1 protein-coding gene is annotated in these 359 nt (G+C 76.3%); it reads left to right on the forward strand.

What is annotated here, in order from left to right:
• Positions 1-359 (forward strand): hypothetical protein (locus ADL15_RS54275; RefSeq protein WP_198170908.1); only part of this gene is annotated, 359 nt, incomplete at both ends.

Consider the following 359-nt stretch of genomic DNA (forward strand, 5'->3'; position numbering starts at 1 on the left):
GCGCGGCGTCGAGGACGCCGAGCGGTCCCTCGCCCGCACCGTGGAGGAGTCCGCCCAGCGGCAGCGCGACGCGCAGACGCGCGTCCGCGACGCACAGAAGGACCTGCGGGACGCGCAGATCGACGCGCGGCAGGCACAGCTGTCCCTCACCGACGCCCGCCGCGAGGCGACGCGCTCCCTGGAGGACATGAACTCTCGGCTCGCCGACGCCCAGCTCGACGAGCGCGAGGCCGTGGCGCGGCAGGCCGAGGCGCAGCGCGCGCTGACGGCCGCCCGCGAGAACCCGGGCGTCACGCCGGAGCAGCTCGCGAAGCTCGAGCTGGCCTACGACCGGGCCACCCTCACCCTGGAGGACCAGC

The organism is Actinoplanes awajinensis subsp. mycoplanecinus (assembly GCF_001509495.1).
Taxonomy (GTDB): Bacteria; Actinomycetota; Actinomycetes; order Mycobacteriales; family Micromonosporaceae; genus Actinoplanes; species Actinoplanes palleronii.